At 65.9% G+C, this 26,337-nt stretch carries 14 protein-coding genes and 1 pseudogene; 7 read left to right on the top strand and 8 right to left on the bottom strand.

Annotated features, from left to right (window positions below; all coding sequences use genetic code 11):
- Positions 1 to 33: 33 nt before the first annotated feature.
- Complete coding sequence (locus K410_RS0120850) at positions 34 to 1,530, bottom strand: amidase (protein ID WP_028136668.1); 1,497 nt, start codon at positions 1,528 to 1,530, stop codon at positions 34 to 36.
- Positions 1,531 to 1,634: 104 nt separating this feature from the next.
- A complete protein-coding gene (locus K410_RS0120845; RefSeq protein WP_028136667.1) occupies positions 1,635 to 4,775 on the bottom strand; it encodes an Rne/Rng family ribonuclease in 3,141 nt (1,046 codons plus the stop codon).
- A 703-nt stretch (positions 4,776 to 5,478) separates the two neighbouring features.
- On the opposite strand from K410_RS0120845, the gene K410_RS0120840 reads away from it, so the two are divergent.
- The 5 genes and pseudogenes from K410_RS0120840 (at position 5,479) to K410_RS0120815 (ending at position 12,615) form a co-directional block, all read left to right on the top strand.
- Positions 5,479 to 6,774 carry an N-acetylmuramoyl-L-alanine amidase gene (locus K410_RS0120840; protein WP_028136666.1) on the top strand — a complete coding sequence of 432 codons (1,296 nt, stop codon included), beginning with the start codon at positions 5,479 to 5,481 and terminating at the stop codon, positions 6,772 to 6,774.
- 231 nt (positions 6,775 to 7,005) lie between these two features.
- Positions 7,006 to 9,504 carry a penicillin-binding protein 1A gene (locus K410_RS0120835; RefSeq protein WP_028136665.1) on the top strand — a complete coding sequence of 833 codons (2,499 nt, stop codon included), beginning with the start codon at positions 7,006 to 7,008 and terminating at the stop codon, positions 9,502 to 9,504.
- A 107-nt stretch (positions 9,505 to 9,611) separates the two neighbouring features.
- Positions 9,612 to 10,743 (top strand): peptide chain release factor 2 gene (gene prfB / locus K410_RS0120825; RefSeq protein WP_155253526.1). Its coding sequence is split into 2 segments (ribosomal slippage): positions 9,612 to 9,680 and positions 9,682 to 10,743, totalling 1,131 coding nucleotides; the frame shifts between segments, so codons are not numbered across the junction.
- A gap of 2 nt (positions 10,744 to 10,745) precedes the next feature.
- A pseudogene (locus K410_RS0120820) lies at positions 10,746 to 11,617 on the top strand (NAD(P)-dependent oxidoreductase).
- Between the two features lie 86 nt (positions 11,618 to 11,703).
- A complete protein-coding gene (locus K410_RS0120815) occupies positions 11,704 to 12,615 on the top strand; it encodes a DMT family transporter (protein ID WP_028136663.1) in 912 nt (303 codons plus the stop codon).
- Positions 12,616 to 12,706: 91 nt separating this feature from the next.
- On the opposite strand, the gene K410_RS0120810 is transcribed toward K410_RS0120815, so the two are convergent.
- Both K410_RS0120810 and K410_RS0120805 read right to left on the bottom strand, forming a co-directional pair.
- The gene (locus tag K410_RS0120810) at positions 12,707 to 14,059 is read right to left on the bottom strand and encodes a M23 family metallopeptidase (RefSeq protein WP_028136662.1); all 1,353 of its coding nucleotides are present in this window, start codon (positions 14,057 to 14,059) and stop codon (positions 12,707 to 12,709) included.
- Positions 14,060 to 14,170: 111 nt separating this feature from the next.
- On the bottom strand, positions 14,171 to 14,860 hold the full coding sequence (locus K410_RS0120805; protein ID WP_080672184.1) for a peroxiredoxin: 690 nt from the start codon (positions 14,858 to 14,860) through the stop codon (positions 14,171 to 14,173).
- Positions 14,861 to 15,064: 204 nt separating this feature from the next.
- Here K410_RS0120805 and K410_RS0120800 point away from each other — a divergent pair, with 204 nt between their 5' ends.
- Positions 15,065 to 18,886 carry a YhdP family protein gene (locus K410_RS0120800; RefSeq protein ID WP_049820282.1) on the top strand — a complete coding sequence of 1,274 codons (3,822 nt, stop codon included), beginning with the start codon at positions 15,065 to 15,067 and terminating at the stop codon, positions 18,884 to 18,886.
- A gap of 169 nt (positions 18,887 to 19,055) precedes the next feature.
- Here the strand turns inward: K410_RS0120800 and K410_RS0120795 are convergent, their stop codons facing one another.
- The 4 genes from K410_RS0120795 to tyrS all read right to left on the bottom strand — a co-directional run bounded on the left by K410_RS0120795 (position 19,056) and on the right by tyrS (position 24,320).
- Entirely contained in the window at positions 19,056 to 20,750 is a 1,695-nt protein-coding gene (locus K410_RS0120795) for a methyl-accepting chemotaxis protein (RefSeq protein WP_028136659.1), read from the bottom strand.
- A gap of 375 nt (positions 20,751 to 21,125) precedes the next feature.
- Positions 21,126 to 21,530, bottom strand: coding sequence for a DoxX family protein (locus tag K410_RS0120785; RefSeq protein ID WP_028136658.1), 405 nt, complete (start codon positions 21,528 to 21,530; stop codon positions 21,126 to 21,128).
- Positions 21,531 to 21,738: 208 nt separating this feature from the next.
- Positions 21,739 to 23,010 (bottom strand): MFS transporter, encoded by a 1,272-nt coding sequence (locus tag K410_RS0120780; protein ID WP_028136657.1) that lies wholly within the window; start codon positions 23,008 to 23,010, stop codon positions 21,739 to 21,741.
- Positions 23,011 to 23,066: 56 nt separating this feature from the next.
- Entirely contained in the window at positions 23,067 to 24,320 is a 1,254-nt protein-coding gene (gene tyrS, locus K410_RS0120775; protein ID WP_028136656.1) for a tyrosine--tRNA ligase, read from the bottom strand.
- 163 nt (positions 24,321 to 24,483) lie between these two features.
- Between tyrS and K410_RS0120770 the strand changes: the two genes are divergently transcribed.
- Positions 24,484 to 25,584: an anhydro-N-acetylmuramic acid kinase gene (locus tag K410_RS0120770; protein ID WP_028136655.1), complete on the top strand. Its 1,101-nt coding sequence runs from the start codon at positions 24,484 to 24,486 to the stop codon at positions 25,582 to 25,584.
- Positions 25,585 to 26,337: the final 753 nt, after the last annotated feature.

Raw genomic sequence — 26,337 nt, 5'->3', positions numbered from 1 at the left:
CGGATCGCGTTATTCCCGGGATCATTCCCAGGATCATTCCCAGGTGAGGAAGCCGGGGGCAGCGGAGAGCGGCGGCGCCGCGGCAAGCCGCGCCAGATCCGGGACGGGCCGGCACAATTGCGCATCGCCCGCGAACGCCGCCTCGATGCCCGCGGCGACCGAGAGCACGATGGCGTCGCCGCCACGCGGACCGATGATCTGGAGGCCGAACGGCAGGCCGGCTTCATCGAGGCCGAGCGGAATGCTGATCGCGGGATGACCGGGGAGCGTGACGGCGTAGGCCAGGGCGAGCCAGTGGAAATAGGACCTGGTCGGCACGCCGTCGATCTCAGCCGGATGAGGCTCCGACCACGGCCGCGGGCTCAGCGTAATGGTCGGGCTGATCAGCACGTCGCAAGTTTCGAAGAAGCTCTGATAGGCGCGATATATCCGCGTCTGCGTCGCCGTGGCCCGTGCGTGGTCTTCGAGCGTGTAGCCCAGCCCTTCCTCGACATTGGCGCGGACATTGGGGCCGAGCATCTCGCGGCGTTCCCGGTAGTTCTTGCCGTGCATGGCCAGGAACAGGCCTGCGCGCAGCACCGCGAAGGCGTCGTCCGCGCCGGAGCAATCCGGCGTCGCCTCGCGGGATTGTACGAACAGCGGCGCGAGCTTCTTCACCCGCGCGCGGAACACGCGCCGGATCGCCTGCTCGGTCGGGGCAAAGCCAAAATCCTCGGTGAAGGCGAGACGCAGCTTGCCGAGCTCTGCGGGGCGCGGGGCGGCCCAGCGTTCGGCGCGAGCGCGCACGGGCTCGCCGGGCAGCGTATAGGCGAGCGGATCGCGGCCATCATCGCTCGCCATCACCGACAGCATCAGTGCAGTGTCGGCGACGTTGCGTGCCATCGGCCCGTCGGTCGACAGATTGGACCAGCCGAACGCACGCTTCTCGCTGGCCACGAGGCCGTAGGACGGACGCATGCCGACGATGCCGGCGAAGCCTGCCGGATTGCGCAGGGAGCCGCCGGTGTCCGAGCCGGAGGCGAGCGGAGCCATGCCGCAGGCCAGCGCCACCGCCGAGCCGCCGGAGGAGCCCGCCGCCGAGCGCAGGGGATCGAAGGGATTGCCGGTCGCGCCGAATACGGGATTGCGGGTGTTGCCGCCCGCCGCCCATTCCGGCGTGTTGGTCTTGCCGAAGATGACGGCGCCCGCCGCGCGCAGGCGCGCGACCGAGCCCTGGTCGGCAGCCGGGACGTTGTCCTTCAGCAGCGGGCTGCCATAGGTGGAGCGCATCCCGGCGGTGTCCTGGGTGTCCTTGATGAGAATGGGAAGCCCGTGCAGAGCACCGCGATCCTCCCCGCGCAGGATGGCGGCTTCGGCCGCCTTGGCGGCGGCGCGTGCGCCCGGCTCGTCCAGCGTCACGACGGCGTTGACGGCGGGGTTGATCGCGGCGATGCGGGACAGACAGGCGTCGAGCAGCTCGACGGGCGAGATGATCCGCGCGGCCAACAGGCGCCGCAGCTCGACGGCGCTGGAATCGCAAAGCTCTGACAATGCCGGTCCCTTTCAGATTGCGAAAACGGCTTAGCACATCGGCGCAACGACGAAACGAAAACGCCCGGCGGATGCCGGGCGTTTTGCATTTTGAATGTTCGGCCTTATTCGCCGCCGCCGAAACGGCGGGACCACCAGCCGGCGCGGCGCGGGACGGCGGGCGTATCGCTTGCCGGTTGCGGCGCAGGTTCAGTTGCCGGCGCGGGCGGCGTGACCGGCTCGGCCGCCTGCGCAAGCTGCGATACCTGCGTTGCCGGCTCGCTCGGGCCGCTCGACAGGAAGCTCACCTTTTCGCGCACCGTGGAGCGGCGCCGTGCAGCCTTGTCGTCGACGGGCTCTTCCTCCGCGGCAACCGGCTCGGGCTGAGCCGGTGTCTCGGCCTGCACCTCCGCGCGCGGTTCGGGCTGCAAGGCTTGCGGTTCAGGCTGCGAGACTTGCGGTTCAGCGCTGTGCTCGGCCTGCGCGATCGAAGGCGCAGACTCATTGCCGAAGCCGTCGAAATCGGCGACCGCCTCGGCAGCCTCCGATGGCTGATTGGTGCCGAGTTCGTCGCTGATCGAGCCGGCGAGACCTTCCTCGCTGCCACCGCGACGGCGGCGACCGCCGCGGCGACCGCGCCGGCGTCGGCGCTCGCCGCTGCCCTGCTGCTCGCCGCGGGCTGCTTGTTCCTCGCCTTCCTCGCCGTCCTGCTCGGATTCGGCATCGTCCTCGCCTTCGCCGGCCGCAACGGCCGCCTCGGGAAGGGTGGGAGGGCTATCCTCGCGCAACTCGCCGTCGCGCGGCCCACCGCGGCCGCGGCGGCGACGTCGGCGCTTGCGGCGCTGGCCGTCCTGGTCGGACGCGGCATCGCCGGACGCCTGCTCTTCGGCGAGACCTTCGGTCTCCTCGGTTTCGACCTCGGATTCGGTCTCGATGTCGAAGACGTCCTCATCCTCGTAGGGCTCTTCGGCCGCTGGCGGCGGGCTTGCAGCCGCCTGCGCCGCAAGCAGCGCCTTGGCGGCTTCCAGCGTATGCACCTGCTCGCCGCGGTCGATCACGTAAGCCTGAGGTCCGCTGACAGACTGATCGGCAATGACCGACAGCGTCACCTTGAAGCCGTTCTCGAGGTCGCGCAGGTGGCCGCGCTTGTGGTTGAGCACATAGAGCGCGACGTCGGTACGGGTGCGGACCACGAGGTTGTGGGTCGCGCCCTTCATCAGGATTTCTTCGAGACCGCGCAGCAGCTGCAGCGCCACCGAGGACACCGAGCGGACATGGCCCGTGCCGCCGCAATGCGGGCACGGATCGGTCGAGCTCTCCAGCACGCTGGCGCGGATGCGCTGGCGCGACATCTCGAGCAGGCCGAAATGCGAAATGCGTCCGACCTGGATGCGAGCGCGATCCTGCCGGAGGCAGTCCGACAGCTTGCGCTCGACCGCACGGTTGTTGCGCTTCTCGTCCATGTCGATGAAGTCGATGACGATCAGGCCGGCGAGGTCGCGCAGGCGAAGCTGGCGGGCGACCTCTTCGGCCGCTTCCAGATTGGTCTTGAGCGCGGTGTCCTCGATATGGTGCTCGCGCGTCGACCGGCCGGAATTGACGTCGATCGAGACCAGCGCCTCGGTCTGGTTGATCACGATGTAGCCGCCGGAGCGCAGCTGCACGGTCGGCGAGAACATCGCGTCGAGCTGGCTCTCGACGCCCATGCGCGAGAACAACGGCTGACCGTCGCGATATTGCTTCACCGCGCTGACATTGGCCGGCATCAGCATCTTCATGAAGTCGCGCGCTTCGCGGTAGCCGGACTCGCCGGCCACCTGAATCTCGTCGATCTCCTTGTTGTAGAGGTCGCGCAGCGAGCGCTTGATCAGCGAGCCTTCCTCGTAGACGAGGGTCGGGGCCTGCGACTTCAGCGTGAGGTCGCGCACCGTCTCCCACATCCGGATCAGATATTCGAAGTCGCGCTTGATCTCCGGCTTGGTCCGGGCGGCGCCGGCTGTGCGCAGGATGATGCCCATGCCCTCGGGCACGTCGAGATCCTGCACCACTTCCTTCAGACGGGAACGGTCCTGGGCGCTGGTGATCTTGCGGCTGATGCCGCCGCCGCGCGCGGTGTTCGGCATCAGCACGGCATAGCGGCCGGCGAGCGACAGATAGGTCGTCAGCGCAGCGCCCTTGTTGCCACGCTCTTCCTTGACGACCTGCACCAGCATCACCTGGCGGCGCTTGATGACTTCCTGGATCTTGTACTGGCGGCGCGGGCGGAAGGTGCGCTCCGGCACTTCCTCCAGCACGTCGTCGCCACCGACGGATTCGACGACTTCCTCTTCGGCTTCATCGCCGTCTTCGTCCTCATCCTCGTCTTCGTCGTCTTCGTCGGCTGCGTCCCCGGCGTCGGCATGCGGCGCTTCGGTGCTCTCGCCGTACACGGCGTCGGCCGGCTCGGCGGCGGCAGTCACGGCTTCGGCAAGGGCCTCGGCGTGCGCTTCGGAAGGGGCGGCCTCCTGCGGCTCGGCAACATTTGCGGTCGCGACCACGGGCTCGGCGCCGACGGCCGCGACAGGCGCGGGCGTCTCGCCTGCATGATCATGGTCGTGATGGTCGTGCGGATGGTCGTGATCGTGACCATGGTCGTGATCGTGGGCGGGCGCGTCAGCATGGGCATGACGATCGTCGCGATCATGCTCGGCATGGTCATGTCCGTCATGATCGTGGTCGTGGCTGTCGTGCTCGCCGTGATGCTCGGCATCGGCATGCAGGTGCTCGCCTTCCTGCAAGGTACCTTGCAAGGCACCCTCGCCATGCTCCGGCTGCGCCGCGCCCTCGATCGGCTGGGCGGCCGGATCGGCGCCGGCCTCGAGGCCTTCGACGATGTCGCTGCGCACGCGCTCGCCGTGACCGCGGCGGCGGGCATTGCGGTGGCGTGAACGACGGCGCCCGTGGGAGCGATTCTCGCTCTCCTCTTCCGCCTCGCGATGGGCCTGTTCCTCGGCCTCGATCAGCGCCTGCCGGTCGGCGACCGGGATCTGGTAATAGTCGGGATGGATTTCGCTGAAGGCGAGGAAGCCGTGGCGGTTGCCGCCATATTCGACGAAGGCGGCCTGGAGCGAGGGTTCGACCCGTGTGACCTTGGCGAGGTAGATATTCCCGCGCAGTTGCTTGCGTTGCGCGGTCTCGAAATCAAACTCTTCGACGCGATTGCCGCGGACCACGACGACCCGGGTCTCTTCCGGGTGGGTGGCATCGATCAACATCTTGTTGGGCATGTCTTAACTCTTGGCGGCGGCGGGCGCTAATCACCGTGGGCGCGTATCGCGCCGCCGGGTGACGCGACGGTCCACCTGATTCGGGGGTGAGGGGAAGGCCGAAACGCCGTCTCTCGCGCCTTGCCGGACCGGAAGCTTCAGGACCATTGCGGCGCGCGGGATTTTCACTCCGCAGCGTCGCGAATGGTCCTTCAGAATTCGTCGGCACAGTCTGGCGCATCAAGCGTCGGCCCGTATGAAACATTGGGCGGCGAGGCCGCCCTTCAATCAGTTGCTGCTGGCCAGGCATGGCGCGAGCGCGCTCGCCTTGGGGATCAAGAACCGTTCCCTTGGGATCAAGGGAACGGGTAATGGGTTACGTCGCTGTCAGAACCGTCCCGGTAACGTGAGTGGTAACCCGGGACCGGTCCGCCGCCGACGCGTGACCCGTTCCACCCGCTGCCGCGCACTGCGCTGGCCTTAGAGGGAAACGGAAAACGCTGGAATTCCCAAATTTGGGGAGTTCCGGCGCTGCACCGGGAGGCTGAATGCGACACAACCGAAATATCGGCCGTCAGCATTCCGTACATACGAGGAATGAGCCATCCGTGCAAGGAGCGTCGCACGGCGGTCACAGTCGAAGAGTTTCGCACGTCCGTCATTAAGGATCGATTAACCCTGTGGTTCTATTGCGTTAAGAGGGCTGCTCGGAGGCACGGAATCGGTGGCGAGCCGCACACATCGACGGGTTTTGCTGGGATGCGCGCTGTTGTGCGTTGCGGCATTGCCATGTGCTGATTCTTCGCGCCTGAGGGCAGCGGAAAGCCAGTCGCAACCCACTGTTGCAGCGGCGAATTTTCCGATCGCCTCGGCCGCCCGGCTGGCCGGCGACGGCAAGCAGACCCGCTTCATCCTCGACATCAACCAGGCCGTGACCTTCCGCGCCGTCACGCTGGCAGACCCTTACCGGGTCGTCATCGACGTGCCGCAGGTCAATTTTCAGCTGCCCGCGGGCACCGGGGCCGGGGGGCGCGGACTGGTCAAGGCCTTCCGCTACGGGCTCGTCATGCCTGGCGGTTCGCGAATCGTGTTCGATCTGACGGGACCGGCCAAGATCGCCAAGTCCTACGTGGTCGAGGCGGCCAACGGCCAGCCGGCCCGGCTTGTGCTGGAGCTCGAGGAGGTCGACCGTGCCGCCTTCATGCAGGCGCTCGCGCCCGAAGGCCGCCCTGAACTGCGGCCCACCATCGCCGAGGCGCAGCCTGCAACGGCACCCGCGACCACAGCCCCGGACACTGCGCAGCAGAAGGCCGATGGCCGCCCGGTGGTCGTGATCGATCCCGGCCATGGCGGCATCGACAATGGCACGCAGTCGAGCGGCGAGAGCGAGAAGAACCTGGTGCTGGCCTTCGGTTTGGCGCTGCGCGACAGGCTGGAGAAGGCCGGCAAGTACCGTGTGGTCATGACGCGGGACGACGACACCTTCATTCCCCTCAATGACCGGACCAAGATCGCCCGCAACCACAAGGCGGCGCTGTTCGTCTCGATTCATGCCGATGCGCTGCCGCGGGCCGAGGGCGATGCGCAGGGCGCGACCATCTATACGCTGTCCGACAAGGCGTCCGACGCCGAGGCCCAGCGGCTGGCGGATGCGGAAAACCGGGCCGATGCGATCGCCGGCTTCAACCTCGCGGAGGAGCCGAACGAGGTCGCCGACATCCTGATCGACCTCACGCAGCGAGAAACCCGCACTTTTTCAAACCGTTTCGCCCGCCTCCTGATGGGCGAAATGAAGTCGACCGTGCGGATGCACAAGCATCCCCTGAAATCGGCCGGCTTCCGGGTCCTGAAGGCGCCCGACGTGCCGTCGGTGTTGGTCGAGATCGGCTACGTCTCCAACAAGGGCGACCTCGAGCATCTGGTTTCCGAGGGCTGGCGATCCCGTGCCGTGGGCTCGATGGCGCAGGCGATCGACGGGTTTTTGACCAAGCGGATGGCCACGGCGGGAACTCCGAACTGAATCGGTTAATTCCTGCCGACCCAAAGGCCCTAGTTTGGCCACAGCGGACGCTCTATAAAAACCCCGTAGGGGTTTCCGGAATCGGCGAGAATCCTGCTCGGCAAGCGTCGGAAGTCCGGCATTGATGTGATTGCGTAAGCCGCCGAATGCGCGACGTGAGGTTGGCGGCCATTTGGGGTCGCCATGGGGCTGATACTGGGCTGATCCAGAGTTTGAACGGATAAATAGATAATGCGCTTGCTGGTGCGGTTCATGGGCTTCCTGTTCGCCGCGGGAACAGTGGTGTTCCTTGTCGGTGTCGGGGCCGTGGCAGGCTTGATCTGGCATTTCTCCAAGGACTTGCCGGACTATTCTCAGCTTCAGGATTACGAGCCGCCGGTGATGACCCGCGTGCACGCGGTCGATGGTTCGCTGGTCGGCGAATACGCCAAGGAGCGGCGCCTTTATCTGCCGATCCAGGCGGTGCCCAAGCTCGTGATCAACGCGTTCCTCGCGGCCGAGGACAAGAACTTCTACGAGCATGGCGGCATCGACTACACCGGCATGGCGCGCGCGGGCCTGGTCTACATCCAGAACTACGGCTCGAACCGCCGCCCGCAAGGCGCCTCCACCATCACCCAGCAGGTCGCCAAGAACTTCCTTCTGACCAACGAGGTCTCGTTCGCCCGCAAGATCAAGGAAGCCTTGCTGGCGATGCGGATCGAGAAGACCTATTCGAAGGACAAGATCCTCGAGCTGTATCTGAACGAGATCTATCTCGGTCTCGGTGCCTACGGCATCGCGGCCGCTTCGCTGGTCTATTTCGACAAGTCGGTGAACGAGCTGACCGTGGCGGAAGCGTCCTATCTGGCGGCGCTGCCGAAGATGCCGGCGACGCTGCATCCGGTCCGCAACCGCGACCGCGCCATCGAGCGCCGCAACTATGTCGTCGACCGTCTGCTGGAGAACGGCTGGATCAAGCAGGCCGACGCCGACAAGGCGCGCAAGGAGCCGCTCGCCGTCACCAGCCGTTCCAACGGCGCCCACACGTTCGCCGGCGAATATTTCGCCGAGGAAGTTCGCCGCGACATCTTCGAGCGCTACGGCGAGAAGAAGCTGTATGAAGGCGGCTTGTCGGTCCGCACCACGCTGAATCCGAAGATCCAGGTCATGGCGCGCAAGGCGATGGTCACCGGCCTCGTGAACTATGACGAGCAGCAAGGCTATCGCGGCGCCATCAGCAAGCTCGACATCTCCGGCGACTGGGGCGTCAAGCTCGCCGAGATCAAGTCGCTCTCCGACATCTCGCCGTGGCGCATGGCGGTCGTGCTGGAAACCAGCGACCAGTCGGCGCGCATCGGCTTCCAGCCGAGCCGCGAGCTTGGCGGCGCCGTCAGCAAGCAGCGCGAGACCGGCATCATCACGGTCGACGGCGTCAAATGGGCGCGAGCCGCGCAGGGCGGTACCAAGGGCAAGACGCCGACGGCAGTCTCGCAGGTGCTGCAGCCGGGCGACGTGATCTATGCCGATCCGCTCTACAAGGACGGCCAGCCGGTCGAGGGCCAGTACCGCCTGCGCCAGATCCCCGAAGTGTCCGGCGCGATGGTGGCGATGGATCCCTGGACCGGCCGCGTGCTCGCGATGGTCGGCGGCTTCTCGTTCGACCAGAGCCAGTTCAATCGCGCCACGCAGGCCTATCGGCAGCCCGGTTCGTCGTTCAAGCCGATCGTGTATTCGGCTGCGCTCGACAACGGCTATACCCCCTCGACCGTCGTGCTCGACGCTCCCATCGAGATCGATCAGGGGCAGGGCGCCGGCGTATGGCGGCCGGAAAACTTCTCCTCGGGCAAATTCCAGGGACCGGTGACGCTGCGCAACGCGCTGCGGCAATCCCTCAACACGGTGACGGTGCGGCTTGCGCAGGACATCGGCATGCCGCTGATCGGCGAATATGCCCGCCGCTTCGGCGTCTATGACGAGCTGCCGAACTATCTCTCCTATGCGCTCGGCGCCGGCGAAACGACGGCGATGCGCATGGTCACGGCGTACTCGATGCTCGCCAATGGCGGCCGCCGCGTGAAGCCGACGCTGATCGACCGTATCCAGGACCGTTACGGCCGCACCATCTTCAAGCACGACCAGCGCGAATGCCGCGGCTGCGACGCCCCGGGCGGCTGGAAGAACCAGGCCGAGCCGCAGCTGATCGACCGCCGCGAGCAGGTGCTGGATTCCATGACTGCCTACCAGATCACCGAACTGTTGGAAGGCGTGGTCCAGGCCGGCACGGCAACGGTACTCAAGGACGTGGGCAAGCCGATTGCAGGCAAGACCGGCACCACCAACGAGGCCAAGGATGCCTGGTTCGTCGGCTTCTCGCCGGACATCGCGGTCGCGGTCTATATGGGTTATGACAAGCCGCGTCCGCTCGGCAGAGGCAATGCGGCAACTGGCGGCCATCTCGCCGCGCCAATCGTGCGCGATTTCCTCAAGCTCGCGCTCGCCGACAAGCCTGCGGTTCCCTTCAAGGTGCCAGCCGGCATCAAGCTCGTCCGCGTCGTCTCCAAGACCGGCATGCGCGCCGGTCCCGGCGAGACCGGCGGCACCATCCTCGAAGCCTTCAAGCCGGGCACGGCGCCGCCGGACAATTACTCGGTCATCGGCGTGGCCGACGCCGAAGGGCGCATGCCGGTCTCGCAGCAGCAGCCGGATTCCGGCTTCCTGATGCGGCCGGGCACCGGCGGGCTGTGGTAGGCCGCGGATAAGGTCGACGATCACAGGCCCGGCGGTTGCGCTTTACGGCCGCCGCCGCTACATCCCCTCTCGAACTGCACGCGGGATTCCGCAAGACAGAGAACAACATGCGCGCCGAAATCGAACGGTTGGTAGAAGAGATCAAGCAGTCGGTCGGGCTGCTGAGGAGGCATCTTTGACGTCGAGAAATCGACGGCGCGCCTCGCTGAGCTGAACAAGCTCGCTGAAGATCCCAATCTCTGGAACGATCCCCAGAAAGCCCAGAAGCTGATGCAGGAGCGCACCTCGCTTGAGGATTCGCTCTCGGGCATCGGCAAGGTCGAGCAGGAGCTCGAAGACGATATCGGCATGATCGAGCTCGGCGAGGCCGAGGGCGATGACGGCGTCGTCGCCGAGGCCGAAGCCGCGCTGAAGAACCTCAAGAAGGAAGTGGCGCGACGCGAGCTCGAAGCGCTGCTGTCGGGCGAAGCCGACCGCTTCGATTCCTACCTCGAAGTCCACGCCGGCGCCGGCGGCACCGAGAGCCAGGACTGGGCGCAGATGCTGCTGCGCATGTACACGCGCTGGGCGGAAAATCACGGCTTCAAGGTCGAATATCTCGAAGAGTCCGAGGGCGAAGAGGCCGGCATCAAGTCGGCGACCATCCAGGTCTCCGGCCACAACGCCTATGGCTGGCTGAAGACGGAAGCCGGCGTGCACCGCCTGGTGCGCATTTCGCCGTTCGATTCCAACGCACGGCGCCACACCTCGTTCTCCAGCGTGCAGGTGTTTCCCGTCATCGACGACAGCATCAAGATCGACATCAAGGAATCCGACGTTCGCGTCGATACGATGCGATCCGGCGGCGCTGGCGGCCAGCACGTCAACAAGACCGAATCCGCGGTGCGCCTGACGCACATTCCGACCGGCGTCGCGGTGGTCTGCCAGGCCGGCCGCTCCCAGCACAAGAACCGGGCACAGGCCTGGGACATGCTGCGCGCGCGTCTCTACGAGATCGAGCTGAAGAAGCGCGAGGAGAAGGCCGCCGCCGACCAGGCCGCCAAGACCGATATCGGCTGGGGCCACCAGATCCGCTCCTACGTGCTGCAGCCCTATCAGATGGTGAAGGATCTGCGCACGGGCGTGCAGACCTCCGACACATCGGGCGTGCTCAACGGCGAGCTCGACGAGTTCATGGCCGCGACGCTGGCGCAGCGCGCGTTCGGCACCACGACCGGCGAGATCGAGGACGTGGACTGATCATGCCCCGTGTCGCCTTCATCGGATTGGGGCGGATGGGGCACGGCATGGCCGGCCGCTATCTCGATGCCGGCTTCACCGTGACGCTGTGGAATCGCAGCAGGGCAAAAGCGGAAGACCTGATCGCCCGCGGCGCCCATTGGGCGACCTCGCCGGAGGATGCCGCGATCGATGCCGCCGCCGTCGTGACCATGGTCGCCGACGACGAGGCCTCGCGCGCGGTCTGGCTCGGGCCGAAGGGCGCGGCCAAGACCGCCAAGGCCGGCACCATCGCGATCGAGTGCTCGACCGTCTCCTATGACCATGCCCGCGAGATAGGCCGCGAGCTGAATGCGCGCGGGCTGATCTACATCGACTGCCCCGTGACCGGACTGCCCGATGCGGCAGCCGCCGGAAAGCTGACGCTGCTGGTCGGCGCAGATAGCGCCGATCTCGAACGCGCGCGGCCCTATCTCGAGCCGATCGGCTCGACCATCCGCCATTTCGGCGCGGTCGGCTCCGGCACCGTCTACAAGCTCATCAACAATCTGATGGGTGCGATCCAGATCGCCGGCCTCGCCGAGGGCCTTGCGATTGCCGAGCAGGCGGGCTCGACATGAACCTTGTGCTGGAATCGATCCAGGCGGGTGTCGCTGCCAGCCCGCAGGTCTTGCGTCATTCCAAGCGCATGGTCGGCCGCGATTTTTCCGGCGCGACCTTCACCGCGGCGCTGCGGCACAAGGATGCTGCTTACGCGGTGAAGCTCGCCGAGAGCCTCCTGGCCGGCAAGCCGCTGGTCGCGCGCGCTGCGGTCGAGGCCTACGCGCAGGCCAAGGCGGCGATGCCTGATGATGATGAAGGCAGGATGATCGAGCTGGTGTCGCGGCCGAAATAAGCCGCTTGGCGCTGTTCCGGAAATCGGGTGGTCACTTCCATGGCTTCGGGCTAGGCGAAGGCTCTGGGCGCCAGATGCGAGACCTCATGCTTCCGACGGATAACAGGATCGACGCACGCGACTGGTTGCTGTTGGGTCTCCTTTCGATCCTGTGGGGCGGCTCGTTCTTCTTCAACAGTGCGGCCTTGAGGGAATTGCCGCCATTGACGCTGGTGCTGCTGCGAGTGGCGGCGGGTGCGGCCCTGCTTCTGCCGCTGCTGCGGCTTTATCGGATCAGCCTTCCGAAAGACGTCGCGAGTTGGCGGCCGTATGTCGTCATGGCGTTGCTGAACAACGTGTTGCCTTTTTCCATGATCGTGACGGCGCAATTGTACATTTCGAGCGGGCTGGCGTCGATCCTCAACGCGACCACTCCCTTGTTCACCGTCGTCGTCATGGCGGTTGTCGGAGAGGAGAGGCTGATAGCGCGTCGCGCTGCCGGTGTTGTCGTGGGCCTGATCGGCGTCATCATTCTGAAGGGAGCTGGGATCGAGTTGCTGACTGGTCAGGGGATCGGGATCCTGCTTTGCATCGGTGCGGCTCTCAGCTACGGATTCGCGGCCTTGGTGGCACGGCGCTGGCTGTCGAAATCACCTCCGCTTGCGACGGCGACATGTCAGTTGCTCGCATCGACGGTCATGATGACGGTGCTGGCTTTCGTGTTCGACCGGCCATGGCGCCTGCCGATGCCCGGCGTGACGACCTGGCTCGCCGTGCTCGGCTCGGCTGGTCTCTCGACCGCGCTCGCGTATCTCGTTTTTTTCCAAGTGCTGCGGCGCTCAGGCGCAACCAACGTGACTTTGGTAACGCTCCTCGTTCCCGTGACGGCAATCCTGCTCGGCTATCTCGTCCTGGGCGAGCCGATTTCGGCGCGTGAGATTGCCGGCGCCCTGATCATTGCCAGCGCGCTTCTCGTGATCGATGGACGCGTATTGCGTCGTTTCGTTCGGTCGCATTGAAGGACACCACTGGCTGAGGCGGTGCTCCACGCGAATGGAACGTGATCGTTCGGGGGGAGACTGTGGAGCTTTCCGCGGTGCAGGTCGGAAACTAACCCGCGCTGAGCCGGACGCCGGCGCGCAGGAATTTTTGCGGATCCACCGCTTCGCCTTCGATGCGGGTCTCATAGTGCAGGTGAGGACCGGTCGAACGGCCCGTGGAGCCGACCAGACCGACGACCTGGCCGATCTTCACGATCTCGCCGACCTTGACGTTGATCTCCGAGAGATGGCCGTAGCGGGTCGACAACCCGTTGCCGTGATCGACCTCCACCATGCGGCCGTAGCCGCCGGACCAGCCGGCGGAAACGACCTTGCCGTTGGCGGTGACGCGGACCGGATCGCCGCTGGCGGCGCGGAAGTCGAGCCCGGTATGCATCGCGGGCCGGCCGAGGAAGGGATCGCTGCGGACGCCGAAGCCTGAGGTGAACTCGACCTCGCCGATGACGGGCTTGCGGTAGGGCACCAGCGCCAGCGTGCGGTTGAGACGATCCATCTCTGCGCGGGTGATGTTGATGCGATTGAGCTGCTTCTCGAACGGCCCGGCATTGGCGGTCAGCTTGATGGGAACGAAGGGCCCGCCCATTGCGCTGCGCGGCACGGCGGCTTCGAGACTGGCGAGGTTGAGACCGAGATCGCTGACCACGCCGCGCATCCGGCGCATGCGTGAATCCATGCTTTCCTCGACCGCGCTGAGCACCGCCATCTGGCGACGTTCGACCTGATCGAGCGAGGTGGTGAGCCGGACCAGAACGTTGTCGAAGCCATGGTTCTTCGCAAATTGATTGGTCTGTGGAGCCACGACGGCCGGGGCGCGCGATTCGAGCCGCGCCTCACGGTCCGGCGGCGCCACGAAGATCACGGTGTCGCTGATCGGCGATGGCTTTGGCGTGCTCTGGCTCGAATCGCCGCGCTGCGGGACCGCACGGGGAATCGAGCCGGTCACGTCGGGCATGGCCCCGAGCGCCGTGGCTCGGGACTCCAGCGCCGTCTGGCGCTTCATGATCTGGTCGAGCTTCTGGTCGAACTGTTCCTGGTCGAGCAGCTGCCGGCTGGTGGTGCGATCGACCTTGGCGCGCAGCTCGGCGATGCGGTCCTCGTAGGCGTATTGCATCTCGGCCTGGCGGGCGATCAGCCGGGTCAGAACGTCGTCGCGGAAAGCAAAGTAGGTGGCGGTCGCCGCCGACCAGAGACCGAGCAGCACCACCGTACCGACCACGATCCAGAACACCACGGGCCCGAAGCGGACCTGCTTGCCGGCATGGACGATGGTGTAGGCATCGTCGGTCGCGGGAAGGGGGATCGCTGCGGCGGGCGCAACTGCGGGACGGCGTTGGAAGGCCCGGCCGTGGTCGTGCGGATGATGTTGGGGGTACTGCGAGTATTGGGCAGAACTTTTCGACATCGGCACTCCCGCGCCGGTCGGATGAGTCCGTACGGCCCTAATTGCCGTAGCAATCTGGGCCGGTCATGGTTAATTTTCCGGAAACGGGAACAGGCGAATTCAAAGGACTGGTTAAAGGCTTCTTGCCGCCTCCAGCACCGCATCGGCATGCCCGTCGACCCGGACATTGCGCCAGATCCTGGCCACCTTGCCGTCGGCCCCGACCAGGATCGTGGTGCGAAGAATTCCAAGGAAGCTCTTGCCATACATGGACTTTTCGCCCCAGGCGCCATAGGCCTCGAGCATCTCGTGCTGCTCGTCCGAGATGAGCGGGACACCGAGACCGTGCTTGTCGCGGAATTTCTCCTGGGCCCTTAACGGGTCGGCGGAGATCCCGAGCACGGCGGTGCCGGCGGCCGCGAAGGCGCCGGCGAGGCGGGTGAAGTCGATCGCCTCCCGGGTGCAGCCGGGCGTGTCGGCGCGGGGATAGAAGAACAGGACCAGCTTTCGGCCGGCATAGTCCGCCAATGTGACGACGTCGCCGCCGTCGCGGGGCAGGCGGAAGGCGGGGGCTTTCTGGCCCTCGGCCAGGCTGGCCTTCGCCGTCGCGGGCGCGGAGGCCGATTTGGAGAAATTTAACTGTTTCGATGCGGCCTTATGTGATCCTGCTTTTGCTAATGTCCCGGCTGATTTGCTCGCCGGTGTCCGCTGCGTCTTTGCGGACTTTGTTTGACTCGATGCCCGCGGTTTCAGGGTGTTCTTCTTAGCCGTCGGACTGCCGGAGGGCGCTTTGGACGATTTCTTTCGGGATTTCTTGGACATACGCCTTCCTTTCGACGCTTTCGGCGGGTCAACCGAAACGGTATTGCAGCTCTCGTCCGGTGTGCCGGACTGGCGCCCTTGGCTGGGCAAGTCTGACGACGCCGGAGTATGGTTACAAGGAATTCCACGCACCACCCCACTGCTCGTTGAACGCGCTCCCGGGGCGAAATGACGAACAGCAGGAATATTCGAAGTATGGCTGCGATGCCGGCGCAGGGAGCTTTGCTCCCTGGGGACGGCTGTGGTCCCGGCGGCGCTCAATCTCATGACGGGCGCCTGTATCGAGAGGCAATGGCAAGGAATAAGTCGCCCCAGGATTACAATCGGGACTTCGATCGGCACGGCGGTCAACAGCCGCAGGAATGGGACGACGCCGATTGGGATCCGGATCAGGAGGCGGCCGCGGGTCATCGCGCGCGCCGGCTGTTGGCGCGTTCCAGCTCGCGCTTCCTTCGCTTCGGTGACGGGTTTGGCGCGCTGCGCCGCTGGCTGGCCGCCGATCGCTGGCTGAAGCGCCTCGTCCTCGTCGTCGGGACTGTCGCCGTCATCTTCGTCGGCTGTTTCGCTGCGCTGTGGTGGCGGCTCGGCGCCGGTCCCATCAATCTCGACATCGCAACCCCGTGGCTGGCCGCCGCGATCGAGGACAATATCGGCCACGGCAACACAGTCGAGATCGGGGGCACCCAGATCGAGCGGGCCGGGCGCGTCCGCATCGCCGTCCGCATCCGTGACATCATCGTCCGCGACCGCGATCATGCCGTCGTCGCCAGCGCGCCGAAGGCAGAGGTCAAGCTGTCGGGGGCGGGCCTGCTGATGGGGCACCTGCGGGCCGAAAGCCTCAATCTCGTCGATGCCGAGCTCGCGATCCGGATCGCGCCCGACGGTACTGTCACGGTGTCCGCCGGCGACACCGCAAAGCCGCTGGCCACCGGCGTCGCCTCGAAGAAGGATGCGGGCCTGCCGCCGACATTCCCGCGCAGCGGCGTTCCGCCGCCGCCTTTCGCCACGGCGCCCGCCGGCCAGGATCCATCTCAAGCCGCCTCCCAAGCTGCTTCCCAGGGCGCGCCCCAGGCGACCGCGCAGAGCGGCATTCTTCAGGGCCTCGACTGGCTCGACAGCCTGAGCATGACGGGTCTCGACGGCCAGAACCTCAACGAGATCGGTCTGAAGAACGGCAATCTGATCGTCGACGATCAGCAGCGCGGCAGCAAATGGTCGTTCGAGAACATCACGCTCAGCCTGCGCCGGCCGAGCCGCGGCGGCGTCACGCTCAGCCTCGGCGAGGAGGGCGCGCGCCCCTGGATGCTGCGGGCCACGATCGGTCCAGCCGAGAACGGCGTGCGCTCGGTCGACATCAAGGCCGACAAGGTCTCGACCTCCAACATCCTCCTGGCGCTGCGGGTCAAGGACCTCACCTATACCGCCGATTTGCCGCTGACCGGCGAGCTCAAGGGCGAGCTCGGCCGCGACGGCGTGCCGACCTTCTTCCGCGGCAAGATCGCGGTCGGCGCGGGCAATATCATCGACACCGACACGCCCGACTATCCGATGGCGATCGACCAGGCCGAGATCAATCTCGAATGGGATGCCAACCGCCGGGTGCTGGTGGCGCCGTTCAAGGTCCTGTCGGGCGCGAACCGGCTGACGCTGCTGGCCCATCTCGAGCCGCCCAACGGCACCGTCAACGACTGGCAGCTCGGCTTCAGCGGCGGGTCGATCCTGCTCGGCGGCATCGACAACGAGCCGCCGCTCGTCTTCAACCGCATCGCGATCGGATTCCGCTTCGACACCGACCACAAGCGCTTCCTGCTGACGCAGGCCGACATCAGCAACGGCGAGATCGGCGTCGCCGGCACCGGTGCGATCGATTATTCGGGCGAGCCGCGCCTGACGCTGGGCTTTGCGGGAACGCCGATGTCGGCCTCCGCCTTGAAGCGGATGTGGCCGACGCTCGTCGTTCCCGAGCTTCGCGAATGGGTGATCGAGCGGATCGAGCGCGGCACGCTCCAGCGCATCGAGATCGGCATCAATTCGCCGACGAAGAATCTTCCGCGCAAGGGCCCGCCCATTCCCGACGACGGCCTCTCGGTTAACATCGTGGCGAGCGGCGTCGCGGTCCGTCCGGTGGACGGCATGCCGGTCGTGCACGATGCCGATCTGAAGGCGCGCGTGACCGGCCGCACCGCGACCGTGACGATCGGCCAGGGCATCGCCGATACGCCTGCGGGCCGCAAGATCACCATCTCCGATTTCGTCTTCGAGGTGCCCGACATGGCGCCGAAGCCGTCGCCGTCGCGGACCAGGTTCCGCGTCGATGGCCCGGTGCCCGCGGCGGCTGAAATGCTGTCCAATGATCGCCTCAGCGATCTGTCGTCGACGATCATCGATCCCAACACCAGCAAGGGGACGTTCACGGCGAACATCCAGCTCGGCCTGCCGGTGAAGGGCGAATTGACCAAGTCTGACACCATCTATGCCGTCACCGCCGACCTCAACGGCTTTGCCGCCGACAAGCTGGTGATGAACCAGAAGCTCGAGGCCAACAGCCTCAAGATCGTCGCCAACAACGGGGGTTATCAGGTCAAGGGCGACGTCAAGATCAACGGGCAGGCGGCCTCGCTCGACTATCGCAAGCCGACCGAAGGCGATGCGGACGTCAGGCTGCAGGCAACGCTGGACGATGCGAGCCGCGCGCGCCTCGGCTTTGATCTCAGCCCCGCCGTCAGCGGATCGTTGCCGATCAAGCTGTCGGGCAAGATCGCCGGCGGTCCCGACCAGACCACGAAGCTCGGCGTCGAGGCCGACCTGACGTCGGTCAAGCTCGACAACATCCTGCCGGGCTGGGTCAAGCTGCCGGGCAAGTCGGGCAAGGCCAGCTTCAAGGTGGTGCCGACGGCGCAATCGACGCGTATCGAGGATATCGTCATCGAAGGCGGCGGCGCCTCGATCAAGGGGTCGCTCGAGGTCGACGCGAACGGCGACCTCGTCAACGCGAACTTCCCGATCTATTCGCCGTCCGACGGCGACAAGACCTCGTTGAAGGCCGAGCGTGGTCAGGACGGCGTCATCAGGGGCACCATACGCGGCGACGTGTTCGATGGCCGCGGCTTCCTGAAGTCGGCGATCTCAGGCAATTCCAAGGATGACAAAAACAACAAGATGAAGGGCGTCGATTTCGACATCGACGTGAAGCTCGGTGCCGTCGCGGGCTTCAACGGCGAGGCGATGCGCAGCGTCGATGCCAAGATGTCGAAGCGCAACGGCGCCATCAAGGCCTTTACCCTGAGCGGCAAGATCGGCCGCGATACGCCGGTGGCGGCCGATCTGCGCGGCGGGCGTGCGCAGGGCAGCCGCGAGGTGATCTATCTCCAGACCAACGATGCCGGCGCGCTGCTGCGCTTCACCGACACCTACACCAAGGCGGTCGGCGGCCAGATGGTGGTGGCGATGGAGCCGCCGACATCCGAGCCGAACACCTCGCGCGAGGGCCTCATCAACGTCCGCGACTTCACGGTGAAGGGCGAGGCGCAGCTCGAGCGCGTCGCCGCCGGCGCGCCCAACGGCACCGGAAACGGCGTCTCCTTCAGTGCGCTGCGCGCCGAGTTCACCCGGCAGAACGGCGCGCTGACGATCCGCGACGGCGTCGTCAAGGGCCCGATGATCGGCGCCACCATCGAAGGCTCGATCGACTATCCCGGCAACCAGGTCTGCATGAGCGGCACCTTCGTCCCGATGTACGGGTTGAACAACATGTTCGGACAGATTCCGGTGCTCGGACTGTTCCTGGGCGGTGGCGACAAGGAGGGACTGATCGGCGTGACCTACGAGGTCATCGGCACGCCGGCCGCGCCCGTGATGCGCGTCAATCCGGTCTCTGCCATGGTGCCGGGCGTGTTCCGCAAGATCTTCGAGTTCAACACCGGCAAGCAGAACACGCCGTTCGAGGAATTCCCTTCGCAGTCGAACGACGGCTCGACCGGCTCGACGCGTCAGCTCTCGAGCGGCTGCAGCCTCACGCGGCGGTAAAGCGCGAAGCCCAGACTCCATCATGCCCGGGCTTGTCCCGCCTGCGCGGCCGTAGCCGCTTTGCGCGGCGAAGCTTCGGGCATCCACGTTCTCCTGCCACGCGGCCAAAACGTGGATGGCCGGGACAAGCCCGGCCATGACGCACGTGGAGATATTCGGGCCTGAAGGTCTACGCCGCGCGCACGCCCGCCAGGAACGTGCCGACTTCGCCGGAGAGCTGTTCGGCCTGCTTGGAGAGGTTGCTGGCCGCGGCTAGCACCATGCCGGCGGCATTGCCGGTCTCGTTCGCGGCGGTCGAGACGCCGCCGATATTGGTGGTGACCTCCTGGGTCGCCTCCGCGGTCTGCGAGACGCTGCGGGCGATCTCGGCGGTGGCGGCGCCTTGCTCCTCAATCGCGGCGCCGATCGAGGTGGCGATGCGGCTGACCTCCTCGATGGTGGCGGTGATGCCGCCGATGGCGTCCACGGCCTCCCTGGTCGCGCCCTGGATCTGGGCGATCTTGTCGCCGATCTCGCGGGTGGCTTCCGCGGTCTGGCTCGCGAGCGACTTCACCTCGGAGGCGACGACGGCGAAGCCGCGGCCGGCTTCGCCGGCGCGCGCGGCCTCGATGGTGGCGTTGAGCGCGAGCAGATTGGTCTGGGCGGCGATGTTGGAAATCAGCTCGGCGACGTGTTCGATCTGCTGGGCGCCGTCCGAGAGCGCGCGCACGATCGTGTCGGTGCGGCGGGCGCTGTCGACCGCGCGTCCGGTGACCTCTGCGGATTGGGCGACCTGGCGGCTGATCTCGGTGATGGAGGAGGAGAGCTCCTCGGCGGCGGCCGCGACGGTCTGGACGCGCTGACTGGCTTCGGTGGCGGCAGAGCCGACCAATGCGGCGCGGCGGTTGGTGCCTTCGGCGGTCGAGGACATCGATTGGGCGGTATGCTCGAGCTCCCCGGAGCCGGAGGCCATCAGGCCGACGAGCTGGCCGACGGAGGCATCGAAGCGGTCGGCAAGGGCGATCAGGGCGTCGCGCTTCTCCTGCTCGGTGCGCGTCTTGGTGGCGGCTTGTTCGGCCTCCAGCGCGCGGGCCGTCAAAGCGGTCTGCCTCAGCACCTCGAGCGTCTCGGCCATGCGGCCGATCTCGTCGCCGCGGTCGGTTTCCTCGACCGGCTTGTCGATGGCACCTTCGGAAATCTTCTGCATGCGGTTCTTCTGGCGTTCGAGCGCGCTGAGCACGTCGCGGGCGATCAGCCAGGACAATGCCGCCATCAGCAGCATCAGGCCGGTGCCGATCGCGGCAAGCTCCAGGGTCAGCGCACGCACGTCGGCGTCGATGTCGTCGACATAGAGGCCGTAGCTGATGGTCGCGTTCCAGGGCGCGAATTTGCGCGCGAACACGGTCTTGCGGACCGGCTCGGTCTGGCCGGGACGGGGGTAGAGATAAGAGGTGACCCCGCCCTGCGCCGTCTGCTCGCCCGCCTTGACAATGGCGTCGGCGATCAGGACGCCGTTGGAGTCCTTGGCTCCGGTGATCTTGCCCTCGAGCTGCTGGTTGGCGCCGTTCACCAGGATCGACGTGTCGGGATTGTAGACGACGGGGTAGCCCTGGTTGCCGTTGAAATTCATACGGCGTCCGCGCTGGTGGAACTGAGCCTTGGCATCGGCCAATGTCAGCTTGCCGGCGGTCACCTCGTCCTGAAGCGATTGTGCGTAATTGTAGAGCAACTCGACCGCGGTCCGCATCTGCTGGACGCGATCCTCCATCATGCGGCTCTTGCTCAGCACGGACGATACGCCGATGATGGCCGCGACTGTGAGGGCCGCAAGGCAGACCATGCTGGCAAGCTTGGTGCGGATCGTCAGATGGCTCAGCAGTTTCATCACAGCCCCTACGGAATGGTTATTGCTCGCCTGGGTAGCATGAAGTTCTTACCAATCATGAATGTAGGCATGCGGCGGCCTACCGGGCGCGCGGCATTTGCAGCCTCATGCGCAATCGTGCAGGCAAATCGCCTTGCCGACCGGCTCAAGCCCGTCCGGGGGACAGAATCGATTTTGGACTTTGGGATCTAAACAGCCTGGCTGGACCTGCAATGACTCGATTCGTTCATCGCATCATCATGTCCGTGCTGCTCGTCGCGGCCCTCGTTCTGATCTGGAACGTGCTGGGGGCGCGCTGAGACGGCACCGCCGGTCTGCCGGTGCCGTCCGTTTGCGGGGTCGACGACGGCGCCGCAGCGCCGCGGGCCCGGGTCGCTAGTCCTTGCCCATCGCTGCGTCGGCGCTAACCGAGCCGCCGCCGGCTGCCGACAGATAGAGACAGGCGAAGCAGAACAGGATCGCCGAGGTGCCGCCGTTGAGCAGCGGAAGGAACACCGGCGTCTCGCCCTTGAACATGTGGCCGATGAAATAGGCGAACGCCATTTGACCCGACAGGATGAATGCGGTCAGGCGGGTGAACAGCCCGATCATCAAGAGCGCGCCGAGCACGAGCTCGATTGCGCCCGCCGTCCAGATCAGCGGCGGGATGTTGGCGAAGTAGGGAAGCACCGGAAACTTGAAGATCTTGGCGACGCCGTACTGAAACAGCAACAAGCCGGTCATGAAGCGAAACAGGCTCAGGAGAACCGGTTGAAAGCGAGTGAGATAAGGAAAGTCCATTGGTTTGCCCTCCATCCAATGCTGTGACTAGGACCGTATTCAGCGCCGCCTCGCAAGTCATCTCAGATCAATTTCGCGCTGACATTTTCGTCATGTCGGACGCGACACCACACTTCCTCCGTTCGCGTCCGAGCGATTGCTTACGGTGTCCGCATGACGTGCGTAATTCCCCGGTGACATCGAGGGGCGCAGGTTACGTTGGGGAGACTTACTCCCGCAAGGCGGGGACGATGAGGAATGGAATCATTCCGAGGATCACGCTCGCAAGTGCGAAAACGAGCAGCAGATTGTAGCCGTGCGTGAAATCGTGGATGAGGCCGCCGCTCCATGAGCCGACGGCAGAGCCGAGGCCGCTGCCGATCGAGATGGTGCCGAAGATCGTGCCGACGCGCTTGCCGCGGAAGATCCTCATCGCGGTCGCCGTGATCAGCGGCCCGCGCGAGCCCATCATGCTGCCGAAGCAGACGACGAAGCCGGTGAGCAGGATGACATCAGGATAATACTGAAGCAGCCAGAGCAGCACGATGCCGAGGATCGAGATGGCGTAGCTGAGCAGCACCGACGGGCGCCGTCCAATCAGTCCGTCGAGTGCCGACACGCCGATCATGCCGAACACGAGCACGACGCCTGAAAACCCCCAGGCGGTCGCAGCCTGGAGCGGCGGGAAGCCGGCGTCGATCAGATAGGCCACGATCTGGGCGGCGATCGCGTACATGCCGACCGCGGTGAAGAAGAAGGTCGAGAACAGCGCCCAGAAGGCATGGTGGCGCATGGCGCTCGCCAGCGTCCAGCCATGGTCGATGAAATCAGGGTCGCTTCTCTTGGCGACATGCGGGGAGCCTGCCGAAAACATCCGCCAGGGCAGCAGCAGCAGCGGCACCAAGAGCGCGAGCGCGGCGAGGCCGTAGACCTGGTAGGTCTCGCGCCAGCCGAGATGGTCGATCAGCAGCTGCGAGGCCGGCAGCAGCGCCAGCACGCCGCCGCCCATCGCCGAGTACACCACCGCCATGGCGGTCGGCAGCTTTGGTCCGAACCAGCGGCCGAGCAGGATCGAGTTCGGCACGTTGCCGATGAAGGCAACGCCGATGCCGACGCACAGCCCGATCGAGAGCTGGAATTGCCACAGCGCCTGGGCCCGGCTTGCGATCAGGAAGGCCGAGCCGAGCAGGAGCAGCCCGAGTGCGTAGACGACGCGCGGACCGGAATGGTCGAACAGCCGCCCGACCAGCGGCGCGGTCAGTCCGCTGATCAGCCATGTCAGGGAATAGATCGAGACGACTTGCGCGCGGTCCCAGCCGAAGCTCTCGGAGATCGGCTTGAGGAAGACGGTGAAGCTCTCGCTGAGCCCGCGGCCAAGAACAGCCAGCGTGAAACACAGGCAGAGCACCACGAGCGCGGTGCGCACCGCCTGCCGCCGCGTGCTTGCGCCCTGTTCCTTGCGCGTTTCCGCTGTCGTTCCCTTGGGCGTGTTCTGATCCATTGCCGTCAGGGAGCGCGCATCCGCCCACACTGACAAGCAGCGAAAAGCTCATACGCCTATGCAGGCTTGATCAGGATGTGCTTCTTCTTGCCGAAGGACAGCTTGATCACGCCTTCCGGCGTCAGATTGGCCGCAGAGAGCGCCATCTTCTCGTCGGTGACCGGCGCGTCGTTCACACGCAGGCCGCCGCCCTTGATCTGCCGCCGTGCCTCGCCGTTGGAGGCGACGAGGCCCGCCTTGACGAAAGCATTGAGCACGCCGAGGCCGGCATCGAGTTCGCCGCGCGGAATTTCCACCGTCGGCAGGCTCTCGGCGAGCGCGCCTTCCTCGAAGGTGCGGCGCGCGGTTTCGGCGGCTTCGTTCGCGGCGTCGCGGCCGTGCAGCAGCGCGGTCGCTTCGGTGGCGAGCACCTTCTTGGCCTCGTTGATCTCCGAGCCGCCGAGCGCCTCGAGCTTCCTGATCTCGGCCATCGGCAGCGTCGTGAACAGCTTCAGGAACTTGCCGACGTCGGCATCCTCGGTGTTGCGCCAGTACTGCCAGAAATCGTAGGGGCTGAACTGGTCGGCGTTGAGCCACACCGCGCCTTGCGCGGTCTTGCCCATCTTGGCGCCCGAGGCGGTGGTCAAGAGCGGCGTCGTCAGCGCGAACAGCTGGTGCGTGCCCATGCGGCGGCCGAGGTCGACGCCCATGATGATGTTGCCCCACTGGTCCGAGCCGCCCATCTGCAATTTGCAGCCGGTCCGCTTGGCGAGCTCGACGAAGTCGTAGGCCTGGCAGACCATGTAGTTGAACTCGATGAAGCTCATCTCCTGCTCGCGCTCGAGCCGCAGCCGCACCGAGTCCATGGTGAGCATGCGGTTGACCGAGAAGTGCCGGCCGACGTCGCGCAGCATCTCGATCCAGTTCAGCTTGGTCAGCCATTCCGCATTGTCGAGCATGATGGCGTCGCTCTTGCCGTCGCCATAGTTGAGCACCTTGGCGAACACGCCGCGGATCGAGGCCTTGTTGCCCTCGATCTCGGCGATCGTCCGCATCGCGCGCGTCTCGTCCTTGCCCGAGGGATCGCCGACCATGGTGGTGCCGCCGCCCATCAGCGTGATCGGCTTGTTGCCGGATTGCTGCAGCCAGTGCAGCATCATCATGGTCAGGTAATTGCCGATATGCAGCGAGCGGGCGGTGCAATCGTAGCCGACATAGGCGGTCGCTTCACCCTTGGCGGCGAGCGCGTCCAGCCCCTCGAAATCGGAGCATTGGTGGATGAAGCCACGTTCCTGCAGGATATTGAGGAAATCAGATTTAAATGCAGTCATCTGTCGGCGCGCCTGACAATTCTTGGTTTACTGTTTTGGGGGCAATTTAAGGGTCTTGCGTGGGAACCCGACGGCCGCCCGCCACTTGGCGCTGTGGCATTATAAGATGTGCCCCTCTGGCACAAGATCGGCATGCCGGAACGGGTCTTGAGGACGCTGATCCATGATGTTGACGGCACTCGGTCTGATGAGCGGCACCTCGCTGGACGGGGTGGACGTCGCGCTGATCGAAACCGATGGAAAACAGGTCAAGGCGTTCGGGCCGTCCGGCTACCGGCCCTATCAACCTGCGGAGCGCAATCTGCTGCGTCAGGCCCTGGGCGAAGCCGTGCATTTGACCAAGCGCGATGCCCGCCCGGGCGTTCTCGCCGAGGCCGAGCGGGCGGTGACGCAAGCCCATGCCGAGGCGGTGGCCAGCTTCCTGACCCAGAACCGCATGAGGCCGGAGGACATCGACATCGTCGGCTTCCACGGCCAGACCGTGCTGCACCGGCCTGAAAAGCGCCTGACGGTGCAGATCGGCGATGCGCAGGCACTGGCAAAAGCCATCCATATTCCCGTGATGCATGATTTTCGTGCCGCCGATGTCGAGGCCGGCGGGCAGGGCGCGCCCTTTGTCCCGGTCTACCACCGCGCGCTCGCCCATTCGCTGGACCGCGAGGGGCCGATCGTCGTGGTCAATATCGGCGGCGTCTCCAACATCACCTATATCGACGGCGACACGCTGATCGCCTGTGACACCGGCCCCGGCAATGCGCTGCTGGACGATTTCATGTACCGCATCATGAACCAGGCATTCGACGCGGAAGGAAAGTTCGCAAGCCTCGGCAAGGTCGACGAGGCCTGGATCGCCCGCGCGCTGGAGCTGCCGTTCTTCGCGTTGCCGCCGCCGAAATCGCTCGACCGCAACGACTTCGCGGCGCTGAAGCTCGGCGATGTCGCGCCGGCCGACGGCGCCGCGACGCTGACCGCCTTCACCGCAGCGGCGATCGCCCGCATCATCCCGCTGTTGCCGCGGCGGCCGCGGAGTTGGATCGTCTGCGGCGGCGGCGCCCGCAACCTCACGATGCTGCGGATGCTGCGGGAGCGGGTGGGGGCAGCCACGGTCGAGGCCGCCGAGACGCTGGGCTGGGCCTCCGACGCCATCGAGGCGCAGGCCTTCGGCTTCCTCGCAGTCCGCGGCATGAAGGGCCTGCCGCTGTCGTATCCCGCTACCACGGGCGTACCGATGCCGATGACCGGCGGGGTGATCGCAAGGCCCTGAGGGCGGGCGCCGGAGGCGGAGTTCGAAGCAGCGGCATGGGCTAATCCCGTGTCCCGGACGCGACGCAGCGTGCAACGCTGCGGCGCAGAGCCGGGACCCAGCCGCTTCATTCCGGGCCGATGCATGGGCCCCGGCTCTGCGCTGCGTCCGGGGCAGGAGAACGTAAGTTGTTGCGCACCTGTTTCCACAGCCGTCATTGCGAGCGCAGCGACTTGGCCGCCGAAACTCGGCGAAGGCGGACGCAATGATTGCTCTACCGATAAAGACTTCATCTGCAGACACACCTTCGCATTCCCGCGGCGCGTTGTGCCCGAGTTGTGCTGCCGTCTTGCGCCCCATGAATGCCAAAGGGCGCAGGGAAGGCCGGGCGCCGGCGGCACCCGCAGGTCCGTGGGCGTAAGAGCGCACACGGGGTGGACCACAGGTGTGCCGGTCGCCCGGCCTTCCCTGCGCGGATGGTTTTAACGGTGTCCTTCGTGCTCTCCTCGGGGAGCGTTGCACTATTGCCCCCGTCGCCTTGCGGCTGATCGATGTGCGCACCGGTTGGCCGCCGCATCGCCGCTAAGGCTTGACGCCAGAACCCCGGGCGTCGGGACCACACGACTTCTCCGTCCGCGGACGTTCCCGCCAGATCATCAGGGGCTGACGCGTGCTCGCCCTTGATGTCCAACGAGACCGCTGTGACCGCGCCGTGTCGTATGCGCGCTGCGTGAGACTCACGGTTGGGCCGCCCTGTCGCCACACATCCGCGCC

It is taken from the genome of Bradyrhizobium sp. 22, from assembly GCF_000482425.1.
Lineage (GTDB): Bacteria > Pseudomonadota > Alphaproteobacteria > Rhizobiales > Xanthobacteraceae > Bradyrhizobium > Bradyrhizobium japonicum_B.
This window is presented reverse-complemented; position numbering and strand designations above follow the sequence as displayed.